Below are 26588 nucleotides of genomic sequence, written 5' to 3'. Positions count from 1 at the left end.
ATTTTTCAACCGGCGTCGGGTGATAATCGACACCGACGCCAAAAACGAGGCCGACGACCAATTCGCGATCGTGCACGCGCTGCTTTCCCCGAGCCTGGACATTCGCGGATTCATCGCCGCGCATTTCGGTAACCGGCGCACCCGCCGCAGCATGGAGGAGAGCCGCGAGGAGATCGATCTCCTGCTGCGGCTGATGAAGCTGGAGGCGAACGTCGTGAACGGCGCGCCGTACGCGCTGCCCGACGTCCGCAGGCCGGTCGAGTCGGAAGGCGCCCGGCTGATCATCGACGAGGCGATGCGCGACGTGCCGGAGCCGCTCTACGTCGCCTTCTTCGGACCGCTGACCGACATGGCCTCCGCCCTGCTGCTGGAGCCGCGCATCGCCGAGCGCGACGTGACGGTCGTCTGGATCGGCGGCGGCGCGGGGCCGGAGTTCAACCTGTCCAACGACATCGTCGCCGCCAACCTGGTGTTCTCCTCGCGGCTGAAGGTGTGGCAGGTGCCGAGCGCGACGTACCGGATGATGGCCGTCGGCTACGCCGAGCTGGACGCCAAGGTCGCCCCGTGCGGCGAGATCGGCGCCTACCTGGTCCGGCAGCTCGTGGAGTGGAACGAGCGCGCGCACGGCGGGTCGATCGAGTTCCGCGTGCTCGGCGACTCCCCCGCGGTCGGGCTGCTGCTCCACCCGGACTGCGGCCAGTGGGCGGAACGGCCCGCGCCCACCTTCCGCTACGACGGGACACCGGACTTCTCCGGGGACAACCGGCCGATCCGCGTCTACGAGTCGATCGACGCGCGCTTCATCCACGAGGACTTCTTCGCCAAGCTGCGGGCCTTCACAGGAGGGGACGGACAACCATGACAACGTTCGGTGCCGGGATCTGGGCGTTCGGGCAGATCATCGACAGATACGCCACCGACGGCTACGGCCCGGCCAGGACCGAGCCGGAGATGCTCGACCTGGCGGCGGCCGTCGACGGCCTGGAGTGCCTCGACGTCAACGTGCCGACCACACTCACCCGGGCGGACCTGGCCGATCGCGGGCTCCGCGCCCCGGCCAGGACGGTTTCGACCTGCCCGGCCAGGCCGACTACGCCCAGCTGTGGGACCTCACGGTGACCGCGATCCGCGACCCCGCCTCCGCCCACCCCGACGTGCAGTTCGCGATCGAGTACAAGGCCAAGGAGCCGCGGGTACGGATCACGCTCGCCGACGCGGCGCGCACCCTGCTGGCCATCGACGAGGCGGGAGTGGACAACGTCGGCATCGTGCTGGACTTCGGCCACTCACTGCTGGCCGGGGAGACGCCGGCAGAGGCGCTGCAACTCGTGCACCGGCGCGGCAAGCTGGTGTCGGTCGAGCTCAACGACAGCTGGCGGGGCTGGGACGACGACCTGCCGGTCGCCTCGGTGCACTTGTTCGAGACCATCGAGTTCCTGCTGGCCGTCCGGCGCATCGGGTGGACCGAGCCCGTGCTGCTCGACCAGTTCGCCTTCCGCGAGGATCCGGTGCGGGCGCTGTCGGCCAGCATCACCGCGATCCGCCGCCTGGAAGAGGTCTGCGATCGGATCGACCTGGACGAGCTGCGCGCCGCCCAGGACCGGCAGGACGCGCTCGCCGCGCAAGAGGTGCTGTGGTCGGCGATCGGAGCGCGGTGACGCTCACGCACGCGGCCGGAGACCTTCTCACGTCCGACCCCGGCGCCGTCGAGGCGTGGCGGCTGCTGCGGGCCCGGCTGGCCGCCGCCGACGCCCGCGGCCGGGCGGCGGTGCTGGCCGAGCTGGCCGGCGGCATCCTCGGTCGCCCTCTACGCCACGCTCGCCGCCTGCGGGTTCTTCCCCGCCGACCGGCTGGCGACCTTCGCCGCCCCGATGTCGCCGCTCAACGGGCATCCGAGCCGCCGTGCCGTACCCGGAGTGGAGACCAGCACCGGGCCGCTCGGGCACGGCCTGCCCGTCGGCGTAGGCGCCGCGGTCGGGCTGCGGCTGCGCGGCTCGCCCGCGCGCACCGTCGTGGTGCTGGGCGACGGCGAGCTGCAAGAGGGCAGCAACTGGGAGGCCGCCATGGCGGCGGCACACCACCGGCTGACCGGGCTGACCGCGATCGTCGACCGCAACGGACTGCAACAGGGCGCCTCCACCCGGGAGACCAACGACCTGGAGCCGCTGGCAGCCAAGTTCCGGGCCTTCGGCTGGGAGACCACCGAGGTCGACGGCCACGACCACCTGGCCCTGCTGGAGGCCGTCACCGCGCCGCGCACCCGCCCGAGGTGCGTCATCGCCAGGACCGTGAAGGGGCGAGGAGTGTCGTTCATGGAGAACAGGGTGGAGTGGCACCACCGGGTGCCCGACGCCGCGCAGGCCAGGGCCGCCCTGGAGGAACTGCGGTGACCACGGCGGGGGTGCTGCACGACTGCCGCGACGCCTTCTCCGAGGAGCTGGTACGGCTGGCCCGCCTCGACAGCCGGATCGTCGCGGTCTGCAACGACTCGGTGGGGTCGAGCAAGCTCGGGCCGTTCGCGGCGGAGTTCCCCGACCGGTTGGTCAACGTCGGCATCGCCGAGCAGGACCTGGTCGGCGTCGGCGCCGGGCTGGTGCGGGAGATCAGCGGGCTGCCGCTGGACCCGATGTTCTCGGCCTCGCGAGCGGCCTGGCTGCTCGGGCACCATGGCGGATCCCACGGCCAGGGGCGGTTGTGCCTGGGGACGGTCGACTCGTGGCTGCTGTTCCGCCTGGGTGGCGGCCACGTGATCGAGGTGGGTTGCGCGTCCCGGACGCAGCTGCTGGACGTGCGTGAACGCCGCTGGAGCCCCGCGTTGCTGAAGCTCTTCGGCGTGGCGGAGGAGACGCTGCCGGAGGTCGTCCCGTCGTGCGGGACGCTCGCCGACGCGGGCGGGCTCCATCCCGGCCTGGCCGGGGCCCCGGTCACGGCGGTGCTGGGCGACTCGCACGCGGCCCTGTTCGCCCACGCGGCCTGGGAGCCGGGCAAGGTCAAGGTCACCTACGGCACGGGCTCGTCGGTCATGGGCCTGGTCGATAAGGACCCCTTCACGGGCCTCGCGGACGGCCTATGTCTGTCGGTGGCCTGGCAGGAGGATGTCCCGGCGTACGCGCTGGAGGGCAACATCCTGTCCACCGGCGCCACCCTCACCTGGCTGGCGGGCGTGCTGGACGTGGAGCCGGCCGAGGTGGCGCGGCTCGCGGCCGGGGGCCGCAGGAGTAAGCTGCACATCGTCCCGGCCTTCGGCGGCTTAGGCGCGCCGTGGTGGGACGAGCAGGCAGTGGCGATCATGACGGGCTTCGGCCTCGACACCAGGCGGGAGGACATGGCCCGGGCAGCGGTCGACTCGATCGGGCTCCAGGTGGGCGACGTCGTGGCGGCCATAGAGCGGGCGGCGGGTCCCGTCGGTGAACTGCTGGCCGATGGGGGGCCGAGCGGCAACGCCGACCTCATGCAGTGGCACGCCGACGTGACGGGGCAGCCGGTCCGCGCCGCCCGGCGGCCGGAGCTGTCCGCACTGGGGGCCGCGCACCTGGCCGGAGCGGCGGCGGGGGTCTGGTCACGCGAGGAGCTGGCGCGCCTGCCGCGGCACAGCCGGCGCTACACGCCGGGCCTGTCGCCGCGCGAGCGCGGCGACCTGCTCGCACAATGGCATTCCGCGGTGGCCAGGGCGCGCCACCGCACCACCGGAGCGGAGGCCGGCGATCGTGGCAGCTGACAGTCAGTCCGAGCGGGGCGTGCGCCTCAGCGGCCGCCGGCTCGGCCAGGAGGCGGAGCGGATGCGCCTGCTGGTGCGCGTGGCCCGCCTCTACCACGAGCACGGCGTCCGGCAGCCGCAGATCGCCGCCCAGCTGCACATCTCGCAGCCCCGGGTGTCGCGGCTGCTCAAGGAGGCCGCGGAGTTGGGCATCGTCCGCACCGTGGTCGTGGTGCCCAGCGGCGTGCACGCGCTGCTGGAGGAGGATCTCGAGCGCAAGTACGGCCTGCAGCAGATCGTCGTCGTCGACGCGCTCGGCGACGACCGCGAGGTGGTGGCGGCGCTGGGCGTGGCCGGCGCCACCTATCTCGACACCACCTTGATCGGCGGCGAGCACCTGGGCATCTCCTCGTGGAGCACGAGCCTGCTGGCCACGGTCGAGGCGATGCAGCGGCGGCCGGTCCACGTGGCCGAGGAGGTCATCCAGCTCCTCGGCGGCGTGGGGAAGGGCTCGGCGCAGGTCCAGGCCACCCGGCTGGCGGCGCATCTGGCCGACCTCACCGGCGCCGAGCCGGTCTTCCTGCCCGCGCCTGGCCTGGTCAGCTCGCCGGCGGCGCGCGAGGCGCTGCTGGACGACCCTGTGGTGCGCCAGGTCGTGGAGGGGTGGGGGCGGCTGACGACCGTGCTGGTCGGCATCGGCAGCCTCGACCCCTCGCCGCTGCTGCGCGACAGCGGCAACGCCATATCCGAGGAGGAGATGGAGGCCATGCGCAGCCTGGGCGCGGTGGGTGACGTCTGCCTGCGCTTCTTCGACGCCGACGGGCGCCCGGTGAGCTCCCCGCTGGAGGAGTGCGTCCTCGGCATCCCCACCGCCGACCTGCTGCGGGTGCCACGGCGCATCGCGATCGCCGGCGGACGGCGCAAGACCGCCGCCATCCGCGCGGCGCTGCGCGGAGGCTGGGTGAACACGCTCATCACCGACGTGGGCGTCGCGGAGCAGCTGCTCAAGGACTGACGCGCCCACCCCCGAAACCGCCGTGGAAATCCACGGCGGTTTCTTTTCGTGTCTTGACAGTCACATCTGTGTCGTTCACGATGTGATGAATCGCAGCCATTCAAGCGTGAATAAACATTCTCACGAGACGCCGCTCGCATATTCGGGGCGGAAGGTGAGCGCTCACATGGACTTGGAAATCAACCGTCGCGATTTTGTGCGTTCCGCAGCGTTGGCGGCGCCCGCCGTCGCCTGGACAACGAAATCAGCCAGTGCCTCGACAGGAGCCGCCGTGCCCGCCTTCCCCGCTGCCGAGGGCGCGGGGATGTACGCCACCGGCGGCCGGGGCGGCGAGGTCGTCGAGGTGACCACGCTCGACGACTCCGGCCCCGGCTCGTTGCGCGAGGCGGTGGCCGGCTCGGACCGGACGATCGTCTTCCGCGTCTCCGGCAACATCCACATCAAGGGCGGCCTGGACATCACCGGGTCGAACATCACGATCGCCGGCCAGACCGCGCCCGGTCACGGCATCAGCGTCGTCGGCAACGAGACGAAGATCGCCGGAAACAACATCATCATCCGCTACCTGCGCTTCCGCGGCGGCGACGTGCTCGGCACCCCGATCGACACGCTGACCGGGCGGGGCGTGCGGGACATCGTCATCGACCACTGCTCGATCAGCTGGGGCGTGGACGAGTGCTTATCCGTCTACGGCTGCACCAACGTGACCGTGCAGTGGTGCGTCATCTCCGAGGGCCTGGACATGTCGGTGCACCCCAAGGACCGGCACGGCATGGGCGGACTGTGGGGCGGCGACCACATCACCTACCACCACAACCTGCTGGTCCACAACTCCTCGCGGAACCCTCGCTTCAGCTTCACCGAGGGCCTGGACATGATCGTCGACCACCGCAACAACGTGATCTACAACCACGGGTTCACCTCCTGCTACGGCGGCGAGTGGGCCAACGGCGTCAACATGGTCGGCAACTACTACAAGCCGGGGCCCAACACCTTGGCCGCGATCGCCCCCGTGATCGTGGCGCCGGGCCGCTTCGGCAAGTGGCACGTCTCCGGCAACCACGTCGAGGACCACCCCGAGGTCACCCGCGACAACGTCAAGGGCATCACCTTCCCCACCGGCGGCATCACGCTGCTGCCGCAGCCGGTGCCGTTCGAGCACGGCATCGACGCGCAGACGCCCGCCCAGGCGTACGCCGCGGTGCTGGAGGGCGCGGGCGCGATCCTGCCGCGGCGCGACTCGATCGACGCCCGGCTGATCAACGAGGTGCGGACCGGCACCGGGCGGGTCATCAACTCCCAGCGCGAGGTCGGCGGCTGGGCGCTGCTCCCCCAGGAGGAACCGCCCGCCGACGGCGACCACGACGGCATGCCGGACGACTGGGAGCGCGCGCAGGGCCTGAACCCGGCCGATCCCGCCGACCGCAACACGGTCGGCCGCGACGGCTACACCAACCTCGAGCGCTACCTGAACTCCATCCGGCGCGCCGGCGCCCGCAACCCCGAGGTCGCGCTGACCCAGCACCCCGACCAGGTCCTCACCGCGGGCAAGAGCCTCACCCTGGAGGCCAGGGCCAAGGCTCTGGACGGCGCCGCGATCGCCAAGGTGGAGTTCTTCGCCGAGGACGAGAAGATCGGTGAGGCGGCGGCTGCGCCGTACCGGATGACCTGGGCGAACCTCAGCGAGGGCACGCACCATCTCACCGCGCGCGCCACCGACTCCACCGGGACGATGACCGCGTCCTCGATGGTGCCGCTGCACGTGGTGACCACCACCGCGACCGGGGCCTGGCAGGGGCGGGACGTCGGCCGGGTGCCGATCCCGGGAACGGCGGCCATCGACGGCGACGTCATCACGGTGCGCGGCTCGGGGAAGGTCGCCGGGTGGCGTGACTCCTTCTTCTTCCTGCACCAGCAGGTCGAGTCCAAGGGGCAGGTGGAGATCATCGCCCGCGCCGAGAGCTTGAGCCGGGCCTACGCCGGCGCGGTCGCGGGCGTCATGATCCGGGAGAGCCTCGAGCCCGACTCCCCCTTCATGATGGGCGGCCTCACCTTCTACGAGGGCGGCAAGCGCGGGATGGCGCTGCGCGTCGCGCAGAAGGGCAGCACGATGGCCGCCGGGCCGTACCCGCCGATCGCCGAGGACCCCCTCGACGCGGGCAAGCGGCACTGGCTGCGCCTGGTCGCCAAGCTCCTGCCCGGCGGCGACACCGAGTTCCAGGCCTTCCTGGCCGATGAGTCCCTGGCATGGACCCGCATCGGCTACGAGCGCATCTACATCAATCCCAGCCGGTTCTTCATCGGCCTGGCCGTCGACGGCGGCCAGGAGGCGAACGCGGTCCACAGCTACACGACCGCCCGGTTCAGCGCCGTGAAGATCACCCAGTAACGGAGTATCCATGCACGCACACCACCCCCCACGACCGTCACGGCGCGAGCTCCTGTATGGAGGCGGCCTGTTCCTGCTGACCTCGGCCGCGGCCGGCTGCGGGTTCTTCGACACCAAGCCGAGCACGGGCGGCGGCGCCGCGCAGGCGGTGGACCTCAACGCCAAGGAGGCCCCGTCGCTGGCCGAGCTCGTCAAGCAGGGCAAGCTGCCCCCGCTGGCCGAGCGGCTGCCGAAGAACCCGCTGGTCGTCAAGCCGTACAAGGAAGCGGGCGTCTACGGCGGGACGTGGCGCAACGCCATGGTCGGCGAGGAGGACATCGGCTGGCTGACCAACACCATCGGCTACGAGCCGGTCGTCCGGCTCAAGCCGGGCACGAACGGCCAGAAGGGCCCCGACGACATCGTTCCCAACGTGGCCGAGTTCGAGGTGAAACAAGACGGCAGGGAGTACGTCTTCCGCCTGCGTGAAGGGCTCAAGTGGTCCGACGGCCAGCCGTGCACCGCCGACGACCTGCTGTTCGCCTTCGAGGACGTCCAGGTCGACAAGGACCTGCACCCGACCGGCATCTACGACCTGTTCCTGGAGAACGGCAGCCTCGACGAGCTGGTGAAGGTGGAGAAGCTGGACGAGCGGACCGTCCGCTACCTCTACAAGGAGCCGAAGGCCGGGCTGCTGTTCCAGGTGGCGAACGCGACCTTCGAGCGGCCCGGCCCGGTCGGCTTCCTGTTGCCCAAGCACTACCTCAAGCAGTTCCACAAGAAGTACAACCCGGACGCCGACAAGCTGGCCAAGGAGGCGCAGCTCGACAGCTGGACGGTGCTGTTCGCCCAGAAGCAGGACCCCTGGCACAACGCCGACCAGCCGACATTGAACGCCTGGAAGGTGACCAACGCCATCGGCAAGGGCCCCGCGCTGATCGCGCAGCGCAACCCGTACTACTGGAAGGTCGACGAGCAGGGCCGGCAGCTCCCCTACATCGACACGTTCCGGACGGAGATCTTCCAGGACGTCCAGGTCGAGCTGCTGCGGGTGATGAACGGCGAGCTGGATCTGCAGTTCCGCAACTTCTCCACGCCGGAGAACAAGCCGCTGGTCGGCAAGAACCGGACCACCGGCAAGTACCGGCTGATCGACGTGGAGAACCGGCTGGTCAACACGATGATCCTGCAGTTCAACCAGACCCACGCGGACAAGGACCTGCGCGAACTGTTCCGCAACAAGGACTTCCGCATCGGCCTGTCCCACGCGATCAACCGGCAGGAGATCATCGACGGCGTCTACGCCGGGCAGGGCCAGCCCTGGCAGGCGGCGCCGTCCCGGTCGAACGCGGTCTTCAATGAGACGCTGGCCAAGCAGTACACCGAATTCGACGCGGCCAAGGCCAACGAGTACCTCGACAAGGCGGGGCTGACGAAGAAGGACTCCGACGGGATGCGGCTCGGCCCCGACGGCGAGCCGCTGACGATCACCGTCATGGCCAGCACCGAGTTCCCGCACCACGTGGAGGCGCTGGAGTTCGTGGCGAAGGCGTGGAAGGCGGTCGGCGTCGGGCTGCGCGCCGACCCGGTGGCCCCCGAGCTGTTCGTGGAGCGCAGCGAGGGCAACGACCCGCAGTGTTCCACCTACACCTGCAGCGACTTCGACCTGATCACCGGCACCGGCGGCGACCACTACTACGTGCCGAGCAACTCCGGCAGCGCGCGCTACGCCATCAAGTGGGCCCTGTGGTACGTCAAGGCGCCGGGTGGCGAGGAGCCGCCCGCGGAGGTGAAGAAGCAGCTCGAGGCGTTCACCAAGATGCGCACGACCTTCGACTACACCGAGGCGCTCGACGCGGCCAAGGAGGTGCTGCGGATCTCGCAGGAGCAGTTCTACGCGATCGGCATCAGCACCTTCCCCAACGAGTACGGCGTGGCCAGGGAGAACTTCCACAACGTGCCCGACAAGATCGCCAGCGCCGCGGTCTCTCCCGGGCCGACGCAGCCCGAGCAGTACTTCATCCGATGATCCACTATTTCCTGCGCCGCCTGCTCTACGTCGTCGTCACGCTCTGGGTCATCTCGATCGTCACGTTCGTCATCATCAACCTGCCGCCGGGCGACTACGTCTCCACGCTGGTCGCCCAGGCGTCGGCGCGGGGCGAGGAGGTGACGAACGCCGAGGTCATCGCGCTGAAGGCGCGGTACGGCCTGGACGAGCCGATCCTCGTGCAGTACTGGAAGTGGTTCTCCGCGATCATCTTCCACGGCGACTTCGGGCAGTCGTTCGCCTGGAACCAGCCGGTGGCGGGCCTGATCGGCGAGCGGGTGGCCCTGTCGGCCACCCTGTCGATCAGCTCGCTGCTGCTGGTGTGGGCGATCGCCTTCCCGATCGGCATCTACAGCGCGGTCAAGCAGTACTCCTGGGGCGACTACTCCGCCTCGTTCCTCGGGTTCATCGGCATGGCGATCCCGGAGTTCATGCTGGCGCTGGTGCTGATGTACGTCGGGTTCCGCTTCTTCGGGCAGAGCGTGGGCGGGTTGTTCTCCCCGGAGTTCGCCGACGCGGACTGGAACCTGGGGAAGGTCCTCGATCTCATCGGCCACCTGTGGGTGCCGATCCTGGTGATCGGCGTCTCGGGCACGGCGGGGATGATCCGGGTCACCCGCGCGAACCTGCTGGACGAGCTCTACCGCCCGTACGTCGCGACGGCCCGGGCCAAGGGGCTGCCTGAGTGGAAGCTGCTGCTGAAGTATCCGGTGCGCATGTCGCTCAGCCCGTTCTTCAGCACGGTCGGGTGGCTGCTGCCCGGCCTGATCGGCGGCGAGACGATCGTGTCGGTCGTGATGAGCCTGCCCACGGGCGGCCCGCTGCTGCTCAGCGGCGTGATGGCCCAGGACATGTATCTGGTGGGCAGCTTCATCATCATCCTCAGCACGCTGACGGTCATCGGGACGATGATCAGCGACCTCGCGCTGGCCTGGTGGGATCCGCGCATCCGCAAGCGATACAAGAGAGAGTAGCGATGCACGGCAGCCAAACGGCGACGCTTCCGCAGTGGAAGCTGATGTGGCGGCAGTTCCGCCGCCATCGGCTGGCCATGGCCGGCATGGCCATCCTCATCCCGGTCTACGTGGTGGCGGTCTTCGCCGGGTTCTTCGCGCCCACCACCAGCACTGACGCGCACACCAGCCTCACCTACGCGCCGCCGCAGCTGGTGCGCTACTCCGGTGAGCACGGCCTGCACGTCTACGGCTACCGCAGCGAGCGGGACGCGGAGACCTTCGAGCAGACGTTCACGATCGACGAGAGCAAGCCGATCCGAGTCGGCTTCTTCGTCGAGGGCGAGCCGTACACGATCCTGGGGTTCATCCCGGCCGACATCCACCTGTTCGGCCCGGTGAACAAGGGCGATCCGTTCTTCCCGCTCGGCGCGGACGGCAACGGGCGCGACCTGCTGTCCCGGCTGATCTACGGCGCGCAGGTGTCGCTGTCGATCGGGCTGGTGGGGGTGGCGGTCAGCTTCGTGCTCGGCATGCTGATCGGCGGGGTCTCCGGCTATCTCGGCGGCGGCGTCGACAATGTGGTGCAGCGGTGCATCGAGTTCATCATCTCGATCCCGACGCTGCCGCTGTGGATGGCGCTGTCGGCGGCGGTCCCCCAAGACTGGGGCCCCTTGACACGATATTTCGCCATCACGGTGATCCTGTCGCTCATCGGGTGGACCGGGCTGGCCCGGGACGTGCGCGGCCGCTTCCTGGCCCTGCGCGAGGAGGACTTCGTGACCGCCGCCCGGCTGGACGGCCTCGGCCGGTTGTCGATCATCTTCCGGCACATGGTTCCGTCGTTCGCCAGCCACATCATCGCCTCGCTGTCGCTGGCGATCCCGGCGATGATCCTCGGCGAGACCAGCCTCAGCTTCCTGGGCCTCGGCCTGCAGTCGCCGGCGGTGAGCTGGGGCGTGCTGCTGGAGGCGGCGCAGAACGTGCGCGTGGTGGCGACGGCCCCGTGGCTGCTGGCCCCGGGCGTGGCTGTGGTGGTCGTGGTCGTGGCGATGAACTTCTTCGGCGACGGGCTGAGAGACGCCGCCGATCCGTATGGAGCGGCGAGCCGAGCCCGGAGATGGCAGCCCTTTAGGCGTAACCGCGGAGGGCGACCAGGGAGCGCGACCATTCAACATGGAGCGGCGAGCCGAGCCCGGAGATGGCAGCCCTTTAGGCGTAACCGCGGAGGGCGACTAGGGAGCGCGACCATTCCACACAGTCGATCGGGGAGGGTGAGGCGGCGTGCCCGCGGACGTGCTGCTTGAGATCGAGGACCTGCGCACGCAGTTCCACATGGACGAGGGCGTCGTGCGCGCGGTGGACGGCGTGGACCTGCGCGTCCACCGCGGCGAGACGCTGGCGGTGGTGGGCGAGTCGGGCTGCGGCAAGAGCGTGATGGCCCGCTCGATCCTGCGCCTGGTGGACCGGGCCGGGCACATCGAGAGCGGGCGGATCGTCCTGCACCGGGACGGCGGCCGCGTCGAGCTGGTCGGCGCCGAGAGCAAGCTGCTGCGCCAGGTCCGGTGGCAGGAGATCGCGATGGTCTTCCAGGAGCCGATGGCCTCGCTGAGCCTGGTGCACACGATCGGCAGCCAGATCGTCGAGGCGGTCCGGCTGCACGAGCGCGTGGACAAGAAGGTGGCGCGCAAACGCGCGATCGAGATCCTGGACCGGGTCGGCATCCCGGACCCGGACCGGCGCGTGGACGCCTACCCCTTCGAGCTGAGCGGCGGCATGCGCCAGCGGGCGATGATCGCGATGGCGCTGGTCTGCCGGCCGAGCCTGCTCATCGCCGACGAGCCGACGACCGCGCTCGACGTCACCACGCAGGCGCAGATCCTGGAGCTGCTGAAGGACCTGCAGGGCGAGTTCGGCATGGCCGTCATGCTCATCACCCACGACCTGGGGGTGGCCGCGCAGGTGGCCGACACCATGGCGGTGATGTACCTGGGCAGGGTCGTCGAGTACGGCCGGGCCGAGCAGGTGCTCAGCGCGCCGAAACACCCCTACACCCAGGCGCTGCTGCAGTCGATCCCGCGCCTCGGCCGGCCCTCACGGACCCGGCTGGAGGCGATCAGGGGCATGGTGCCGCCGCCCTACGACCGGCCGGCCGGCTGCCCGTTCCACCCGCGCTGCGACAGCTTCCAGGCCGGGCGGTGCGACGTCGAGGTGCCCGGCAGCTTCCCGGTGAACGGCGGGCGCGTGTCCTGCCTCCTGTACGACTCGGAGTCCTCATGAGCGGTTTGCTGGAGATCGACGGCCTGACCAAGCACTTCCCGATCCGCAGCGGCCTGCTCGGCCGGCAGGTCGGCCTGGTGAAGGCCGTCGACGGCGTGAGCCTGACCATCCGCGCCGGCAGCACGCTGGGCATGGTCGGTGAGTCGGGCAGCGGCAAGACCACGCTCGGCCGCTGCGTGGTGCGCGCCTACGAGCCGACCGGCGGCCGGATCCTGTTCCACCGGGCCGACGGCACGCAGGTGGACCTGGCGGCGCTGAAGGAGAAGGAGCTCAAGCCGTACCGCGCCGAGGTCCGGATGATCTTCCAGGATCCGCACTCCTCGCTCAACCCGCGCAAGACGCTGCGGGAGATCATCGGCGAGCCCATGCGCGTGCACGGCTACGGCACCAAGGACGAGATCGGCGACCGGGTGCGCGAGCTGCTGCGGCGGGTGGGGCTGCGGCCCGAGTACGCCGACCGCTATCCGCACGCGTTCAGCGGGGGCGAGCGCCAGCGCGTCGGCATCGCGCGGGCGCTGGCCCTCTCGCCCCGGCTGGTGGTCGCCGACGAGGCGGTCAGCGCGCTGGACGTGTCGGTGCGGGCGCAGATCCTCAACCTGCTGATGGACCTGCAGGAGGAGTCGGGCCTGAGCTACCTGTTCATCAGCCACGACCTGAGCGTTATCGAGCACGTGGCCGACGTGGTGGCGGTCATGTACGTGGGCCGGGTCGTGGAGCTCGCCCCCAAGGAGTCGCTCTACGAGCGGCCGCTGCACCCCTACACCGAGGCGCTGCTGTCGGCGGTCCCTGACCCGGATCCTTCGGCCAAGCGGCGCGACCGGGTGGTGCTGCGCGGCGACCCGGCCGATCCGGCCAGCCCGCCGCCGGGCTGCCCGTTCCACCCGCGCTGCGCCTACGCCCAGGACGTGTGCCGGACCGACGTGCCGCCGCTGCGGGAGATCCAGGGTCGCCAGGTGGCCTGCCATCTGGCGAGCGATCTGAGCCTGCGGGGCGTCACCGTCCAGGCGGGGGTGTCGTGACGGATCCGCGTTTCGACGGTGTCCTGCGGTACGGCGGCGCCTTCCTGCCCGCCCCGCACGGCCCCGACAGCCACGCCGCCAACCTCCTCCACACGACGGGCGGCGACCTGCTGTGCACCTGGTTCAGCGGCCCGGAGGAGGGCCACCCGGGCACGGACGTGCTGCTGTCCGGCCTGGAGGGCGACACCTGGTCCGAACCCCAGGTGATCGCCGCCGACCCGGCCAGGAGCGAGCAGAACCCGGTGCTCTTCGAGGCCGATGGCACGATCTGGCTGCTGCACACCTCCAGCGAGCCGTACGACCTGCCCACCGCCCACGTCGTCGCCCGCACCTCGCGCGACGGCGGCCGGACCTGGAGCGCCCCGTGGGTGCTCTTCGACCGCACGATCGTCCGCCATCCCCCGCTGATCCGGGACGACGCGTGGATCCTTCCCGTGTACGGCGCGGCCAGCTCGGTGATGGTCTCCGCGGACCATGGCGAGACCTGGGCCGAGCACCCGGTGCCGGGCAGCGAGGGCCTGGTCCAGATGACGATCGCCGACCGCGGCGACGGCACCCTGCTCGGGCTGTTCCGCAGCCGCCGCGCCGACTCCATTTACGCCTCGGTCTCGGCCGACGGCCTGACCTGGTCGATCCCCGAACCCACCGAACTCCCCAACAACGACTCCTCGGTGCAGCTCCTGGCCCTGCGTGACGGGCGGCTGGCGCTGGTCTACAACCACGCCAGTCTCGAGCAGTACCGCTGGGTGACCAAGGACGGGCAGCGGCGCAAGAAGGCGCTGCGGACGCCGCTGAACGTCGCCGTCTCCGCCGACGGCGGGAAGAGCTGGCCGTCACGCGTCGTCGTCCGGAAGACCGACGACGAGTACTGGGACAACGAGTACGGCTACTCCTACCCGTCCGTCGCCGAGGTCCGCGGCCGCATCCACGTCGCTTATTCCTACCTACGAAAGACGATCAGACATGAAGTTATCGCATGGCCTGCTGGCGCTGACGGTGGCGGCGGTGCCGTACCTGACACTGAGCGGTGACGACGGCGAGGTGCGGGTGGAACCGACCGCTTCCTACGCCTGCCGCCAGGACGTCATGAAACCGGACGCCGAGAAGTACCGCAGGGTGCACGCGGCCACGGTCGCCGAGGCGCCGGGCGGCGACATCCTGACAGTGTTCTACGGCGGCTACAACGAGGGCTCGGCCGACCAGGCGCTCTACATCTCGCGGCTGGGCCGGGGCAAGCACACCTGGAGCGCTCCGGAGGTGGTCTTCGACGAGCCGGGCAAGGCCGACGGCAACCCGGTGCTGTGGTCGGACGGCAAGCGGCTCTACCTGTTCTTCGCCACGATCTTCGGGCACGGCTGGGGCGAGTCCGGGCTGCGGCTGATCACCTCCGACGACGCGGGCCGTACGTGGAGTCAGCCGACGTGGATCCGCCAGGAGTGGGGGTGGATGACGGGCACGCAGCCGATCCGCATGTCGAACGGGGAGCTGCTGCTGCCGATCTACGACGAGGAGGAGTCCACCTCCGGCTTCTACGTCTTCACGCCCGACCTGTCGTCGTGGCAGGCCTTCCCGGAGCCGGGGAAGTGGATCCGCTCCCCCAGCGGCTCCATCCAGCCGACCGTGGTGGAGCTCGCGACGCCGGGGCATCTGCTGGCGTACATGCGGACCGGTGACGGGCGCATCTACCAGAGCGAGTCCAAGGACTACGCGCGCACGTGGAGCGCGCCGGTGCCGCACGACATCGGCAACCCCAACTCGCGCATCGCGATGACCAAGCTGAACACCGGCAAGCTCGTGCTGGCCTACAACCCCTACGTCCAGCACCGCTCCCCCATGCGGCTGTCGCTGTCGCCCGACAACGGGCGCACCTGGGAGAACACCGTGGACGTCGAGGCGAAGTCGGGGCCGCAGTTCACCTACCCGGCGCTGGTCCAGGGCGGCGACGGCTCGATCCACCTGGTCTATTCCAACAACCGCAACACCATCCGCCACGTCGTCTTCAACGAGGCCTACCTGAAGGACGCCGTCGGGCTGATCTCGAACTACCCCGGCTACACCACGACCGAGTTCAAGAACGGCATCAGGAAGAACGTCGTCGACGAGTGCTCCTGGAAGGTGAAGTAGATGAAGGCCCTGCTCGCGCTCACCCTGGCGGCCACCACGGTCGTGCCCGCCGCCACGACGGCCGCCGCCTGCACGGACGTCCCCAACAAGTACAACAAGCCGTTCAGCGTGTGCGATGACGAGCTGTTCATCTTCGCCGCCAACTACAAGCCCTTCGAGGCCACCGCGAGCGACGCCGACCGGCAGGCCACCAAGGTCTTCGACGAGGTCATCGGCAACAAGCTGCGCGCCGCCTTCCCGGGCGTCAAGATCAAGTACGCCACGTGGGACTACCCGATCCGCTACGAGAACCTCAAGGCGGCCGGCGTCACCCCCGACATCGTCATCGACGATCCGCGCACCCGCATCGACCGTGACCTGGAGCCGCTGGGCTGGGTCGGCGACCTCACCCCGGCCCTGCAGCAGGCCGGCATCGACCTCAACACGCTGAACAAGGCCGCGGTCGAGCTGGTCAAGTCACGCTCGGACGGCGGCGTCTACGGCGTGCCGCTCTTCGTCGACGAGCACATCCTGCTCTACAACAAGAAGATCTTCGACAAGTTCCGGGTGAAGTACCCCAAGCCCGGCATGACCTACGACGAGGCCTACCGCCTGGCCAAGCAGCTCACCCGGGACGACGGCCTGGACCACTACAAGGGCTACATGCAGCACCCGGACCAGTATCTGGAGTTCAACCAGCTCGGCCTCTACCCGTTCCTGCCGACGACGAGCGAGCAGCCCAAGCCGGAGGAGGTCAAGGTGAACATCACCTCCGCCGGCTGGAAGCAACAGGTGGAGAGCCTGTACCGATTCCTGATGATCCCGCGCAACGAGTTCACCACGGTCAACGACTTCCTGCGCGGCGACATGGCCAAGCCGGGCCACCTGGCGATGGCGGTGGACACGCTGTCGCGGCTGAATATGTACGCCGGGCGCGAGCTGTTCATCGAGGACGGCGACGAGGAGCAGTTCAAGCAGGACACCGCCAACGTCGACATCGGGGTGGCCGCGGTGCCGGTGCTGAAGGCGGGCTCGACGAGCATCTACCAGCCGAACACCCGGGCCGCCTTCATCCCGCCCGCCTCGGCCAAGAAGGACCAGGCGCTGGCGATCATCAAGTGGCTGGTGTCGGAGGAGGGCCAGGTCGAGCTCTCCAAGCAGGGCATGAAGGGCGTCCTGCAGACCGACGCGGTGAAGGCCGCCTTCGGCACGGCCGTGCCCGAGCTGGCCAAGATCGACACCTCGGCCGTCTACTGGGGCCAGAACGCCGCCGTCTCCAACTACCAGAACACCGAATACTGGGACCTGCCGCTGTGGCAGGTCTTCCGCCAGCACGTCCTGCGCGACGGCATGACGCCGGAGCAGTCGCTGACCGTGACCGAGCAGGAGGGCATCCCCGCCTACATCAAGGCGCAGGCCGCGGCGGGTAAGGACTGGTGACGCCGCCCCGGATGAAGCACCAGCGCTCGGTGGAGCGCTGGTGCGTCCACGAGATCGAGCTGACCGGGCCCTCGGACGGCAACCCGTTCGCCGAGGTGGAGCTGTCGGCCCGCTACACCTACCGCAACCGGACGGTGGAGGCGGAGGGCTTCTACGACGGCGACGGCGTCTACCGGATCCGCTTCATGCCGGACCGGGAGGGTTCCTGGGAGTTCGTCACCCGGAGCAACGTGCCCGAGCTCGACGGCTACACCGGGGCCTTCGAGGCCACTCCGGCGACCTCTCGCGGGCCGGTCCGCGCCGTGGGCACCAGATTCGAGTACGCCGACGGCACGCCCCACCTGTCGTTCGGCACGACCTGCTACCACTGGACGCACGACATGGACCGCGACCGCGAGCGGGAGACGCTGCGGTCGCTGGCCGAGTCGCCGTTCAACAAGATCCGGATGTGCGTGCTGCCGACCGGCCAGATGGACCCGCCGGAGCTGCCGTTCGCCGGCGAGGACAAGACCCGGTACAACCCGGTGTTCTTCCGGCACCTGGAGGCGCGGATCGCCGACCTGTGCGCGATCGGCGTGGAGGCGGACGTGATCCTCTTCCACCCCTACGACCGCGGCCGGCGCGGGCTGGAGAACATGGGGCGCGAGCTCGACCACGCCTACGTCCGGTACGTCGTGGCCCGCCTGGCGGCTTTCCGGAACGTGTGGTGGTCGGTGGCCAACGAGTACGACTTCAACCGCGACAAGACGATGGACGACTGGGACGACCTGCTGCGTACCGTCAAGCGCCATGACCCCTACGAGCGGCTCCTGTCGATCCACAACGGGACTCGCATGTACGAGGTCGCCTCGGTGTACGACTTCGCCAAGCCGTGGGTGACGCACCAGAGCATCCAGCACTGGGACGCCACGCTCACCACGGAGTGGGTCAAGACCGGCAAACCCGTGGTGATCGACGAGATCTCCTACGAGGGCGACGCGACCCGGCGGTGGGGCAACGTGAGCGCGCAGGAGCTGGTCGCGCGCTTCTGGGAGGCCATGACCCGGGGCGGCTACGCCGGGCACGGCGAGGTGTACATCGACTCGCCCGGCCGGCCCTGGATCGGCAACGGCGGGTCCCTGCACGGCCAGAGCCCGCCGCGCATCGCGTTCCTGCGCCGGCTCATGGAGGAGGGCGGCGGGTTCCGATATCTCGGCCGGCGCCAGCCCGCCGTGGTCAACGTGGAACTGCCGCCCGGCGCCGACTACCAGGTGGACCTGGTCGACACCTGGAACATGACGATCGAGGCGGTCGCCGGCACGCACCGCGACCGGGTGCGCGTCGGGCTGCCCGGCCGGCCGTACCTGGCGCTGCGGATGAGGAGGGTCTGACATGGGCATGGCCACCACCGCGCTCGGGTGGCACCTGCACGAGGACAAGCGCCGCGCGCGGACGCTGGCCACGCTGGCGGCCTCGCCGTTCGACCGGGTGAGGATGGCGGCCTTCCCCGCCGTCTCCCTGGAGGAGCGGGTGGCGGAGCTGGCCGCGATCGAGGTGACGGCCGAGCTCGTGCTCGCGCCGCCGGCCACCGAGGAGCACGTGCGCGACGTGGTCGGACGCCTGTCCGGGCACGAGAACGTCTGGTGGTCGCTGGCCGCGGACGCCGCGCTCTTCCCCGAGGTCGGCGAGCACGAGTGGGTGCGCCTGGCCGAGCTGGTCGCCGAGGAGGACCACGGGCACCACCCGCTGTCGATCTCGGCGGCACAGGATTCGCCGCTGCTGTGGCGGCGGATCTTCACCCACGGCAGCGTCGTGGGGGCGAGCCCGCGTCAGGCGTGGGTGGCCACCCGCGACCACTGGAAGCCGGTGCACATCGACCAGAGCGGCTACGAGGGCGACGGCGACGAGCCGTGGCAGAGCCTCACCGCCGAGGAGGTCGTGGACCAGGCGTGGGACGGCGCGCTGCGGCGGCGGCCGGTCACGCACGGCGAGTGGTACGCCGACGACGACGGGCTGACCTGGTCCGCCGACGGCGGCACGCTGCGCGGGGCGGCGGTCGAGCGGCTGCGCCTGCTGGACGGGATCGTCGGCCAGACGCCGCGGGAGGCCGTCTACCGCGACCGGGACGCGCCGATGCTGGCCCTGGACGGGGAGTACTACCTGGAGTTCTGCGGGGAGCACCGCTTCCCGCAGCGGGAGCACGAGCTTCCTGAGGGCCGGTACGCGGTCGAGGTGATCGACGCCTGGGAGATGACGGTCCGGTCGCTGGGCGTGCACGACGGCGGCGGCACGGTGACCGTGCCGCTGCCGGCGGCCGAGCACCAGGCCATCCGGGTGCGGCGGGTGCCGTGAGGCTTCGGCTGACGCTGTCGACGGGGCGGCCCTGGCGGGTCGCCCCTGTCGACGTCTCGCCCGGCGTACCGGCCGGGGTGGGGCCGCTGACCGCCCTGCTGGAGATTTCGGACAAGAGCCTCACCCTCACCTGGCGCAACGAGGGCACGCGGACCGTCCGCGACGTCGCGGCGGGGCTCCTGCTGGAGCTGCCGACGGACGACGCGTACGTGACCATCCCCGGCGTGCTCTACAACGGCAATCCTTCCTCCGACCCGGCGCTGGAGGTGCCGCGATCGGGGTTCGTATGCGAGGAGCACCGGCTGCCCATCCCGGCGGTCAACGCCGCCTGGGACGGGCAGTACGTGACGCTGTACGCCCAGCCGGTCGCGCGCCGGGCGGCCGACGGGACCGTCGCCTACGGCTCGCTCGGGATCCTGGACGGGCCGGTGATCGCGGCGATGAGCGGCGTGATCATGTTCGACGGGCGGCCCGACGTCTGCTACACCAGCAAGGCCGAGACCACGCCGATGGAGATCGGCTACGCGGACCTCGCGCCCGGCGCCTCGATCACCTCGCGCTACCGGCTGGACACCGGGAGGGTGGAGCCGCGCGGCTTCGGTTTCCGCGCGCTGGTCAAGGAGGCCGTCGCCGAGGAGGGGGCCAGGCCGCTCACGATCGCCGAGATCATCCGGCTGAAGGCGAACGCCCTGGACGCGCGGTGGGACCCGGCCGGTGGCTACCTGGCCTACGCCTCCCCCACCCGGCCGCGCCCGCGCACGTTCCTGTACGGGTGGACCGGGCAGTGCCTCAAGCTCGCCTGGTGCGATGCCCGGCTCGGCCGTCCCGACCGGGCTTTCGCGGCGGCCGAGTTCTACGTCTCCGGCAGCGGTACGCCCGTGCCCGGGCTGCGGCACGGCCGCTACCTGCTGGATGAGGAGCGCTGGGCCATGTTCGACCGGAAGGGGCAACCGTTCGTCTCCAGCCGCGCCTACGGCGAGACGATCGCGGACCTGGCCCTGCTCGCCGAGGAGTTCGGTGAGTGGACGGAGGCCGTCGTGGAGGCCGCCGAGTTCTTCTGGCGGCACGGGGGCATCCTGCCGCTCGGCTGGACCCCGTCCGGCACGCCGGTGCCCGGGCCCGAGGGAGCCGCGGGGATCCCGTGCGCGCGGGCCATGCTCGGCGCCCACCGGCTGACCGGCGACAAGGTGTGGCTCCGGCGGGCCGCCGAGCTGGTCGCGGCCTATCACCGCCGGCACGCCGAGACCTTCGAGCGGCCCTTCGCCCACGCCACCCTCGACGCCTCCGGCGAGGACAAGGAGGCGGGCATGGCCTACTTCGAGGCGGTCACCGAGCTGTTCCAGCTCACCGGCGACGACCGGTACGCCCGGTGGGCCGAGGCGGCCGCCGACTGGCTGCTCACCTTCGTCTACACGTGGTCGCCGGAGTTCGACGCGGACAGCACGTTCCACCGGCGCGGCTTCAAGGCCAGCGGCTGGCCGGCGGTCAGCGTGCAGAACCATCACCTCGACGTCTTCTTCCCCACCGCCGAGCTGCGGCACTTCGGCCTGGCGACCGGGAACGACCGCTACGTGGCGGCGGCGGACCGGATCATGCACGCCCTGGGCCAGGGCATCTGCCGCGAGCCCGGCGACTGGGGGTTCGCCACGCCCGGCGAGCAAGGCGAGGGGTTCTTCCAGACCAACTGGCAGCGCAAGGGCGAGGCGAACACGTGGAACCCGTCCTGGGTGATCGCGCTGCCGCTCTATCACGCCCTGAGGTGGGACTGACGATGCACGACCCCTGGACCTACGCCGACGAGTTGAAGGCGCGGGTGACGCCGCCGGAGTTCCCGGACCGCTGGTTCGACGTCACCGACCACGGCTCCTTCGGCGAGGCCATCCGCGCCTGCCACGACGCCGGAGGCGGGCACGTCCTGGTGCCGCCGGGCGAGCACCACACCGGGGCCGTCCACCTGCTCAGCAACGTCGACCTGCACGTGGCCGACGGGGCGCGCGTCGTGTTCAGCACCGACCCGGCCGCCTACCTGCCCGCCGTCTACACCCGTTTCTCGGCCATCGAGTGCTTCAACTACTCGCCCTTCATCTACGCCTACGGCCAGGAGAACATCGCGATCACCGGCTCGGGCGTGCTGGACGGCAGCGCCGGTCCCGAGAACTGGTGGCCGTGGGTGGGCACGCCCGAGTTCGGCTGGCGGCCCGGCACGCCGCACGAGGAGGCCGACTGGGCCGCACTGCAGCGGATGGCCGCCGACGGCGTACCGGTGGAGGAGCGCGTCTTCGGCGCCGGGCACTACCTGCGGCCCAACATGATCCAGCCCTACCGGTGCCGCAACGTGCTGGTGGAGGGCGTCACGATCGTCCGCTCCCCGATGTGGGAGATCCATCCGGTGCTGTGCGAGAACGTCCTGGTCCGCGATGTCTCGATCTTCTCGCGCGGGCCCAACAACGACGGCTGCGACCCCGAGTCGTGCCGCTCGGTGGTGATCTCGGGGTGCACGTTCGACGTGGGTGACGACTGCATCGCGATCAAGGCAGGCCGCGGGCCGGACGGGCGGCGGGTGAACGTGCCGTGCGAGGACGTGCTGATCGAGGACTGCGACATGCGCTACCGGTACGGGTCGGTCGCGATCGGCACCGACACCACCGGCGGCATACGCAACGTGTTCGTCCGCCGCTGCCGGTGGGGCGGGCCGGGGCTGTATTTCGGGCTCTACATCAAGACGAACTCCGTGCGCGGCGGCTTCGTGGAGAACGTGCACGTCAAGGACGTGGAGATCAGCGAGCTGACCAAGGAGGCGATCTCCATCGACCTCTACCACGGCGACGGCCACACAGGCGACGAGCCGCCCGTGGTGCGCGACATCCACGTGGCGGGGATCCGCAGCGACCGGACGCGCAGCGCCTACCTGCTGCGCGGGTATCCGGAGCAGCCACTGCGCGGGATCTCGGTCTCCGACAGCACGTTCGCACACGTGCTGCGCGCGGACGTGGCCAGCGACGTCGAGAACCTGTCGATCACCGGGGTCAGCGTGGGCACCTGACCTCCCATTCCGCCGTGTACCGGAACGTCCCCGCACCCGTGCGGAACACCCCGGGCGCCACGACATGCCCGGGCCCGCGCACGGATGACGGCGCGGTGGTGGGAACGTGGACGGTGGCCTCCGCCCCCGGCGGGATACCCACGTCCAGCGTGAGAGTCCCGTCCGCGATCTCCCACCGGCTGCTCAGCCGCCCCAGCGGCGTCTCGTAGGCCGCCGAGGCCCACGTCAGCCGCCCGCCCGGCACCGGGCGGATCACCGGACGCTGGAACCCGGCCGACTCCTGTCCCAGACCCGCGACCCCGCCGTACAACCATGCCCCCACGGAGCCGAGCGCGTAGTGGTTGAAGGAGTTCATCGCCACGGGCCCGAAGCCGTGCTCCTCCGTCCACCCGTCCCACCGCTCCCAGATCGTGGTCGCTCCCCGCTGGATCGAATACCCCCACGACGGGTACCGGTCGTCATGGAGAAGGTCGTAGGCCAGGTCGGCGTGGCCGTACCGGGTCAGGATCGGGCAGAGCAGGGCCACTCCGGCGAAGCCCGTCGTGAGGCGGCGCCCGCGTCGCTCAAGGTCGGCGACGAGGTGGCCGACCGACGCCTCGACGAGGTCCTGGGGGACGAGGTCGAACGCCAGGGCCAGCAGGTAGCCGGTCTGCGTGTCGCCGGTGACCCGGCCGTCGGGCGCGATGAACTCGCGGGCGAACGCCGCACCGATCTCATCCCGCAACTGGATGTAATATCGCGAAATTTCGGGCGAGCCGACCACCTCCGCCGCTCGCGCCGTCAACGACGCGCTGAGCGCGAAGTACGCGGTCGCCAGCACCTCCCGCGACGTCGTCACCCCGGCCTGGAGCCAGTCCCCGTAGTGGCTGCCGGTCTTCTGCCGCCACACCAGCGAAGGGTTGTGCCGGTGCACGTAGTCCACCCATGCCCGCATGCTCGGCAGGCTGTCCCGCAATATCCGCTCATCTCCGTACACCGTGTACAGGTGCCACGGCACCCCGGTCGCCGCATCCCCCCACGCCGGCGCCCCGTGTCGCTCGGTGATCACGTGCGGCACGACGTCCGGCACCGCGCCGTCCGGCAACTGCCCGTGCCGCAGATCGGCCAGCCAGTTCGTGAAGAACGCCGCCACGTCGGCGTTGAAGCACGCCGTGGGCAGGAAGACCTGGGCGTCCGCCGTCCACCCGAGCCGCTCGTCACGCTGCGGGCAGTCGGTGGGCACGGACACGAAGTTGTCCCGCTGGCTCCACCGGATGTTGCTCGTCAACCGCGTCACCTGCGCGTCGGAGCAGGCGAACTCCCCTGCGGGAGGCGTGTCGGAGTGCAGCACCCGCCCGGCCACCTCGCACGCCCACCCGCTGATCTCGGCGTAACGGAACCCGTGCACGGTGAACCGCGGCTCGTACGTCTCGACGGCGCCCCCGCGAGCCACGTACACGTCGGTCGCCTCGGCCGAACGCAGGTTGGCCGTGTACAGCTCGCCCTTCTCGTCCAGGGCCTCCCCGTGCCGGATCCGCACCCGCGTCCCCGGCGGGGCATCACGTAGCGTGATCCGTACCCGCCCGGAGATGTTCTGCCCCAGATCGACGATCCACCGCCCGCCCAGGTCGCGCACCTCCACCGGAGCCAGCTCCTCCGTCACCCGCACCGGCTGCGCCCCGGCCGGGACGAGCACGTCGAGCGAGGTGTCCACGACCCGGCACGGCGCCCAGCCGTCGTCGGAGAAGCCGGGAGAATCCCAGCCCGTGATCTCCAGCCGCGCGTCGTAGTACTCACCCATCAGCAGGTCCGCGTAAAGGAACGGCCCGGTGCGCTCCCGCCACGACGCGTCGGTCCCGACGACGGTACGCGAGCCGTCCGCGTGATCGATGACGAGCTGCGCCAGGAACTGCGGATGCCGCCCGTATCTCTGCGCCGCCTGCCGCTTGTCCCACCCCAGGCTCCCCGACCACCACCCGTCGGCCAGGATCGCCGCCACGCAGTTCGCGCCCTCCCGCAGCAGCGAGGTGACGTCATACACCTGGTACGGCACGCGGTACCGATAATCGGTCCACCCTGGGGCCAGCTCGGCATCGCCCACCCGCTGCCCGTTCACCCGCAGCTCGTACAACCCCCGGGCGCTGCACGCGACGCGGGCCGAGACCACCGGCCGCGTGATCTCCAGCGACCGGCGCAGCAGCCGTGGCGCCGGGAGCGACGCCGTACCCCGGCTGCGCGGCTCACGCGAGTCGGTCGGCGGCTCGAACGGCGGCTCGGTGTCCGGGTCGTGCCCGATCCACGCGGCGTCCCACTCGTCGGCGTGCAGCACCCCGGTGCCGAACCACGACGTGGCGCTCGCCCCGGACGGCTGGACGGACACCTGCCAGCTGTAGCGGGCGAACGAGGCCAGCGGCGCGCCGCCGTAGTCGGCCCAGACGTCCCGGCCGTCCACCCAGCCGCTGTCCCAGACCCGCGTGCCGTCCTCTCGCCGCACCTCGATCCGGTACGCGGACGGGTCTTCCGAGCCCTCCAGCCGCCAGCTCAGCCGGGGCGCCGCGACGGCGATCTCGCCAGGGGTACGGCGGTGCTCGCACCTCAGGTCATACGGGTTCACCATGAGATCTCCGAAACTGGACGGTTCAGGGCGTATTCGCGCACGGGCGCGGAGGGATGGACCTTGCGCCCGCTGTACATGGGCCGCGCCGTGCCCTCGGGGCTGATGCCGACGACGTCGTCGCCCCGCCACCGCACCCGATACTCCCGATCCGCCGCGACCTCGGTGGACGTCGTCTCGGCGACCGGGAAGGTGATCGTGAAGCGCCCGCGCGGGACACGGACCAGCAGGTAGCCGTCGGCCGCCCACTCCGGCTCCCGGCCGTCCACGCGCACCTTGGCGTACCCGGCCCACGCGGGGATGCGCATCCGCACCTCGGGCAGCTCCTCGTGGACCTCGACGTCGACGCGCCCCTCGTGCGGCAGGTGGCTGAGCACGGTGAGTCGCCGGGTGGCCCGGGTGAGCAGCAGGTTGATCCGGTTGCCCGTCACGATCGAGTTCCAGCCCCAGAACAGCCCGCGCACCCCGGAGCCGACGCAGCACGCCTGGACGTCGGCGGTGTGGCCGCGGCCCAGCTCGACGTCGCAGACGAAGTCGTTCGGCGCGCCGTACCCGGCGAAGGCCCCGCGCAGCCGCTCGCCCACCCGCACGTGCGTCACCCACCCGGGCACGTCGGCCGAGGCGTCGGGGCCCGACTCCACCCAGTCCAGGTCCAGCAGCTGCGACTCGGTGAGGTGGTTGCGCAGGAAGCGCTCGACCACGCCCCAGTATTCGGTGTGCCCGCTGCGCGCCAGCGTCGTGCCCACGCCGATGAGGTCGACCAGCGAGCAGCTCTCGTGCTCGTACCGCTGCCCGGCCAGGTCGCCGGGCGTCCAGCCGAAGGCGGTGGCCTGGCCGAGTGCCCAGTCGTAGGAGCGCTTCACGAAGGCGGTCAGGGCATGGTCGCCGACGTGGGCGGCGTAGCGGGCCAGCCCTTCCAGCGTGCCGAGCCGGGTGTGGAAGTGGCCGCTGCGGTAGGCCAGCGCCGCGTTGAAACCGCCGTCGGGCAGGAACACCCCGCTGCGGTCGACGATCAGCCGGGCGAACCAGGCGCACAGCTCCAGCGCGTCCTCGTTGCCGGTCGCCTGGTGGTAGCGCAGCAGCGGCATGATGAGCCGGCCGCAGAAGGAGGCCGGATCCGGAGCCAGGTGCAGTTGCACGGCGTTGCCCGAGGGCCAGCCGTCGGGCGTGTACTCCGAGGCCGGGTAGTACCAGGCGTCCCGTTCTTTGATCGCGATCCGCTTGAGCGCGGCCACGTGCCGGTCGGCCAGGCGTCTGGCCTCCGGGTCGCCGTCGCTGACGTACCAGGTGGTGAGGGACAGGATGACGGCGCGCTGGTCGATGAGGTTGGCGTTGGGCTCCCAGTCGGCGTGGGGGTTGCGCCGCCGGTAACTCAGCCCGTCGGGCCCGAAGAAGGTCGGCAGCCGCTCCTTGAACCCGGCCTCCACCTCCTTCCAGTCGTCCCGGCCGGTCATGTGCCTGGCCAGCAGGCACGCGTCGAGGAGCCGGCCGTGGCTGGAGCCGTAGTCCCAGTCGCCGTGCGCGAGGGAGGCCGGCCGCGCCAGCAGGTTCGCCCAGAAGTACGGCACGCCGCCCAGGTCCGGGTCGGGCAACCCGGCCACCGCGTTCATCGCCAGCGCGGCGCGCTCCTCCAGCAGCAGGGTGTCAGGGATCATACTGTTATATATATTCATATATCGTTGTATATGCTAGATGT

The 26588-nt window shown here is 70.5% G+C and carries 20 protein-coding genes and 1 pseudogene; 19 read left to right on the top strand and 2 right to left on the bottom strand.

Going from position 1 to position 26588, the window contains the following annotated elements:
• Positions 1-19: 19 nt before the first annotated feature.
• The 19 genes and pseudogenes from OHA25_RS37115 (at position 20) to OHA25_RS37025 (ending at position 22299) form a co-directional block, all read left to right on the top strand.
• Positions 20-862 carry a nucleoside hydrolase gene (locus tag OHA25_RS37115; protein WP_327581583.1) on the top strand — a complete coding sequence of 281 codons (843 nt, stop codon included), beginning with the start codon at positions 20-22 and terminating at the stop codon, positions 860-862.
• Positions 859-1119 (top strand): hypothetical protein, encoded by a 261-nt coding sequence (locus OHA25_RS37110; protein ID WP_327581582.1) that lies wholly within the window; start codon positions 859-861, stop codon positions 1117-1119. The genes OHA25_RS37115 and OHA25_RS37110 overlap by 4 nt, the downstream gene beginning before the upstream one ends.
• A complete protein-coding gene (locus OHA25_RS37105; RefSeq protein WP_327581581.1) occupies positions 1116-1658 on the top strand; it encodes a TIM barrel protein in 543 nt (180 codons plus the stop codon). Before OHA25_RS37110 ends, OHA25_RS37105 begins: the two co-directional genes overlap by 4 nt.
• 147 nt (positions 1659-1805) lie before the next feature.
• A pseudogene (locus OHA25_RS37100) lies at positions 1806-2390 on the top strand (transketolase); the annotation flags it as partial.
• Positions 2387-3718, top strand: a complete 1332-nt coding sequence (locus tag OHA25_RS37095; RefSeq protein ID WP_327581580.1) for an FGGY-family carbohydrate kinase — start codon at positions 2387-2389, stop codon at positions 3716-3718. The pseudogene OHA25_RS37100 and the gene OHA25_RS37095, both read left to right, overlap by 4 nt.
• Positions 3708-4712, top strand: a complete 1005-nt coding sequence (locus OHA25_RS37090) for a sugar-binding transcriptional regulator (protein ID WP_327581579.1) — start codon at positions 3708-3710, stop codon at positions 4710-4712. The genes OHA25_RS37095 and OHA25_RS37090 overlap by 11 nt, the downstream gene beginning before the upstream one ends.
• A 271-nt stretch (positions 4713-4983) precedes the next feature.
• Complete coding sequence (locus OHA25_RS37085) at positions 4984-7101, top strand: Ig-like domain-containing protein (protein ID WP_327581578.1); 2118 nt, start codon at positions 4984-4986, stop codon at positions 7099-7101.
• A 10-nt stretch (positions 7102-7111) separates the two neighbouring features.
• Positions 7112-9109: an ABC transporter substrate-binding protein gene (locus tag OHA25_RS37080; RefSeq protein ID WP_327581577.1), complete on the top strand. Its 1998-nt coding sequence runs from the start codon at positions 7112-7114 to the stop codon at positions 9107-9109.
• Positions 9106-10104 carry an ABC transporter permease gene (locus OHA25_RS37075; RefSeq protein ID WP_327581576.1) on the top strand — a complete coding sequence of 333 codons (999 nt, stop codon included), beginning with the start codon at positions 9106-9108 and terminating at the stop codon, positions 10102-10104. The genes OHA25_RS37080 and OHA25_RS37075 overlap by 4 nt, the downstream gene beginning before the upstream one ends.
• Positions 10105-10106: 2 nt before the next feature.
• Complete coding sequence (locus OHA25_RS37070; RefSeq protein ID WP_327581575.1) at positions 10107-11390, top strand: ABC transporter permease; 1284 nt, start codon at positions 10107-10109, stop codon at positions 11388-11390.
• Entirely contained in the window at positions 11368-12363 is a 996-nt protein-coding gene (locus OHA25_RS37065; RefSeq protein ID WP_327581574.1) for an ABC transporter ATP-binding protein, read from the top strand. Before OHA25_RS37070 ends, OHA25_RS37065 begins: the two co-directional genes overlap by 23 nt.
• Complete coding sequence (locus OHA25_RS37060; RefSeq protein ID WP_327581573.1) at positions 12360-13382, top strand: ABC transporter ATP-binding protein; 1023 nt, start codon at positions 12360-12362, stop codon at positions 13380-13382. Before OHA25_RS37065 ends, OHA25_RS37060 begins: the two co-directional genes overlap by 4 nt.
• Positions 13379-14413: a sialidase family protein gene (locus OHA25_RS37055; RefSeq protein WP_327581572.1), complete on the top strand. Its 1035-nt coding sequence runs from the start codon at positions 13379-13381 to the stop codon at positions 14411-14413. The genes OHA25_RS37060 and OHA25_RS37055 overlap by 4 nt, the downstream gene beginning before the upstream one ends.
• A complete protein-coding gene (locus tag OHA25_RS37050) occupies positions 14346-15506 on the top strand; it encodes a sialidase family protein (RefSeq protein WP_327581571.1) in 1161 nt (386 codons plus the stop codon). The genes OHA25_RS37055 and OHA25_RS37050 overlap by 68 nt, the downstream gene beginning before the upstream one ends.
• Positions 15507-16925 (top strand): ABC transporter substrate-binding protein, encoded by a 1419-nt coding sequence (locus tag OHA25_RS37045; protein ID WP_327581570.1) that lies wholly within the window; start codon positions 15507-15509, stop codon positions 16923-16925.
• 11 nt (positions 16926-16936) lie between these two features.
• The gene (locus OHA25_RS37040; protein WP_327581569.1) at positions 16937-18295 is read left to right on the top strand and encodes a DUF5060 domain-containing protein; all 1359 of its coding nucleotides are present in this window, start codon (positions 16937-16939) and stop codon (positions 18293-18295) included.
• A 1-nt stretch (position 18296) separates the two neighbouring features.
• Positions 18297-19256: a DUF5605 domain-containing protein gene (locus OHA25_RS37035; protein ID WP_327581568.1), complete on the top strand. Its 960-nt coding sequence runs from the start codon at positions 18297-18299 to the stop codon at positions 19254-19256.
• Positions 19253-21025, top strand: a complete 1773-nt coding sequence (locus tag OHA25_RS37030) for a hypothetical protein (RefSeq protein ID WP_327581567.1) — start codon at positions 19253-19255, stop codon at positions 21023-21025. Before OHA25_RS37035 ends, OHA25_RS37030 begins: the two co-directional genes overlap by 4 nt.
• A 2-nt stretch (positions 21026-21027) precedes the next feature.
• Positions 21028-22299, top strand: a complete 1272-nt coding sequence (locus OHA25_RS37025; RefSeq protein WP_327581566.1) for a glycoside hydrolase family 28 protein — start codon at positions 21028-21030, stop codon at positions 22297-22299.
• Here OHA25_RS37025 and OHA25_RS37020 read toward each other — a convergent pair.
• Together OHA25_RS37020 and OHA25_RS37015 are read right to left on the bottom strand one after the other, a co-directional pair.
• Positions 22283-24895 (bottom strand): glycoside hydrolase family 78 protein, encoded by a 2613-nt coding sequence (locus OHA25_RS37020; protein WP_327581565.1) that lies wholly within the window; start codon positions 24893-24895, stop codon positions 22283-22285. The two genes, OHA25_RS37025 and OHA25_RS37020, sit on opposite strands and share 17 nt — an antisense overlap.
• Positions 24889-26547: a hypothetical protein gene (locus tag OHA25_RS37015; protein WP_327581564.1), complete on the bottom strand. Its 1659-nt coding sequence runs from the start codon at positions 26545-26547 to the stop codon at positions 24889-24891. The genes OHA25_RS37020 and OHA25_RS37015 overlap by 7 nt, the downstream gene beginning before the upstream one ends.
• Positions 26548-26588 lie beyond the last annotated feature (41 nt).

This window comes from Nonomuraea sp. NBC_00507, from assembly GCF_036013525.1.
Classification (GTDB): domain Bacteria; phylum Actinomycetota; class Actinomycetes; order Streptosporangiales; family Streptosporangiaceae; genus Nonomuraea.
Note: the sequence above shows the minus strand (reverse complement) of the source record. Positions and strands in the feature narration are given on the sequence as shown.

Coding starts and splice junctions, on each gene's coding strand:
- OHA25_RS37110 (WP_327581582.1), top strand. CDS start 859: ATGACAACGTTCGGTGCCGGGATCTGGGCGTTCGGGCAGATCATCGAC.
- OHA25_RS37080 (WP_327581577.1), top strand. CDS start 7,112: ATGCACGCACACCACCCCCCACGACCGTCACGGCGCGAGCTCCTGTAT.
- OHA25_RS37075 (WP_327581576.1), top strand. CDS start 9,106: ATGATCCACTATTTCCTGCGCCGCCTGCTCTACGTCGTCGTCACGCTC.
- OHA25_RS37070 (WP_327581575.1), top strand. CDS start 10,107: ATGCACGGCAGCCAAACGGCGACGCTTCCGCAGTGGAAGCTGATGTGG.
- OHA25_RS37060 (WP_327581573.1), top strand. CDS start 12,360: ATGAGCGGTTTGCTGGAGATCGACGGCCTGACCAAGCACTTCCCGATC.
- OHA25_RS37050 (WP_327581571.1), top strand. CDS start 14,346: ATGAAGTTATCGCATGGCCTGCTGGCGCTGACGGTGGCGGCGGTGCCG.
- OHA25_RS37045 (WP_327581570.1), top strand. CDS start 15,507: ATGAAGGCCCTGCTCGCGCTCACCCTGGCGGCCACCACGGTCGTGCCC.
- OHA25_RS37040 (WP_327581569.1), top strand. CDS start 16,937: ATGAAGCACCAGCGCTCGGTGGAGCGCTGGTGCGTCCACGAGATCGAG.
- OHA25_RS37035 (WP_327581568.1), top strand. CDS start 18,297: ATGGGCATGGCCACCACCGCGCTCGGGTGGCACCTGCACGAGGACAAG.
- OHA25_RS37025 (WP_327581566.1), top strand. CDS start 21,028: ATGCACGACCCCTGGACCTACGCCGACGAGTTGAAGGCGCGGGTGACG.
- OHA25_RS37020 (WP_327581565.1), bottom strand. CDS start 24,895: ATGGTGAACCCGTATGACCTGAGGTGCGAGCACCGCCGTACCCCTGGC.
- OHA25_RS37015 (WP_327581564.1), bottom strand. CDS start 26,547: ATGATCCCTGACACCCTGCTGCTGGAGGAGCGCGCCGCGCTGGCGATG.